Origin of the sequence: Nonomuraea pusilla (assembly GCF_900109355.1) — a bacterium.
GTDB classification, from domain to species: domain Bacteria; phylum Actinomycetota; class Actinomycetes; order Streptosporangiales; family Streptosporangiaceae; genus Nonomuraea; species Nonomuraea pusilla.
The window spans coordinates 1-1,940 of sequence record NZ_FOBF01000061.1; the positions used below are offsets into that span (position 1 = coordinate 1).

A 1,940-nucleotide genomic window follows, 5' to 3' on the forward strand; every position below is an offset into this window, starting at 1 on the left:
TACCCGGCGACCCGCACCAGCGTGCCCGCCGGCACCTTCTCCGGCCTGACGGCCAGCAGCTCCGCCACCGTCGCCGCCTCGTACACGGGGTCCTTGAGCTCGGCAGCCTCGTCCGCGAAGGCGACGGACGGAGCGAGGACGGCCAGGCCGCCCAGACCGCCGGCGGTGAAGAGGGCACGGCGGGAGGTGAGTGAAGTCATGTCGTTCCCCTCAGACGGCGAAGACGCCGGTGGTCGAGATGCGGGGGCCGTCGGCGGGGGCGGCGCGCTTGACGCCCTCCTCCGCGCAGCCGGTGTGGAGCAGGTACGACTCGCCGCCGAACGCGGCGTCGGCGAAGGTCAGCGCGCCGCCGCTGAAGCGGGCGCCGACGGCGGAGTAGCGGTTGACGCCGCTCGCGACCGCGACGTGCGCGGTGCCGGGGTCGCCGGTCGCGCTGGCGTAGTCGCCCAGCTCCCAGCGGACGGCGCCGGGGCCGTCGGCGCGCGACAGCAGCGCCCTGTCGCTGTTGGTGCCCTCGATCAGGGCGCCGCCGCCGACCGCGATCCGCTGATCGCGGACCGCCGACAGCTTGACGCCGGTGTCGGTGAACCGGCCGCCGGACACGACCACCTCGGCCGCGCCGACCAGCATCGGCGCGCCGCCCTGCGCGCCCTTGACGACGGTGTCGGTGAACCGGACCGTTCCCGAGCCGCGCAGCACCACGCCGTCCACGCCGGTGAGGACGCAGCGCACGAAGTGCACGGGGTTGCTGACCGGCGTCTGGACGAGGACCTGGCCCTTCGGCAGGTCGAAGCTGCAGTCCTCGATGACGTTGGGCCTGGCGGAGCGCGAGGAGCGCTGCGCGATCGCGAACGTCCTGGCCGAGCAGCCGCGCATCTGCACGCCGTCGGCGTTGACCGTGAGGGTGCCGCCGGGGTCGAAGGTCGAGCGCGGGACGACCCGCACGTCCTCCAGGGTGAGATCAGTGATCTTCGTGTTGGCGACGAACCAGGAGCAGACGTGCCTGCGGACGGTGATCCGCTTGGCGCTGATGCCCCACTGCGCGCCGGAGTTGGCGATGTCCATCAGGCCCGAGTTGCCGGTGAAGACGAGGTCGTGCTCGTACTGGCCGTGCGTGGTGAACGGGTTGCCGCCCGCGTCGTCGCCGTCGCCGTGGCAGTTCTCGACCTTGCAGTACGCCGACGCCGTCAGGTCGTTGAGGTGCCTGGCGTTGGAGGTGTGGCAGTCGGCGACGTGGCCGTACAGGCAGTAGATCTGCTGCGTGAGGTAGCCGGCGCCGCCGTAGAAGACGGTGGGCGGGTTCTTCAGCGAGCAGCTCTCGGTGCGGAAGTACGTGCACCAGCGCCGCATGACGACCGGCCACCAGGTGCGGCTCGCGTCGATGCCGGCCACGTCGCACCAGGCGGCGTACTCGTAGGCGACCGGGTGCGAGCCGGTGTACTCGCGGTCGTCGGGCAGCTCGCCGTTCTGCGGCCCGTCGTACGGCGGCGCGCCCACGAACACCATGTTCCTGACGTGGACCCGCTCGACCGGCTCGACCCTGGTCCAGGTGACGGTGCGGCCCGCGTCGAGGTCCCAGCCGATCTGGTAGTTCACGCGGACGCGGCCGCCGCCCAGGATCTCGGTGATCTGCACCATCTTCTGCAGTTCCCGCTCGTCGCGGCCGGCGAGGTTGTCGACGACGGCCGTCCACCACTGGCCGACCTTGAACGGCGACGAGTCGCCGACCTCGAACACGTCGGCGAGGTCGGGCATGGCGGCGGTGAGCTTGTGCTTGACGACGGTGCCGGTGACCTCGCCCTGGAAGAACATGACGGCGCCGAACGGGTTGTCGTGCGTGTTGCGCTCGATGCCGTCGGTCCTGACGGTGCGACCGCCGAAGTCCAGCTCCAGGTCGGAGCGGGTGTAGGTGTGGCGCTTGACGAAGAGCAGGTCGGTGT

1 protein-coding gene and 1 pseudogene are annotated in these 1,940 nt (G+C 71.4%); both read right to left on the minus strand.

Annotation, left to right across the window (positions count from 1 at the left end; genetic code table 11):
• Positions 1-200, minus strand: a 200-nt coding sequence (locus BMX74_RS42660) for a hypothetical protein (RefSeq protein WP_143078992.1), incomplete at its 3' end; no start/stop codon positions are given.
• Positions 201-210: 10 nt separating this feature from the next.
• Positions 211-1,940, minus strand: a pseudogene (locus tag BMX74_RS44795) (hypothetical protein); the annotation flags it as partial.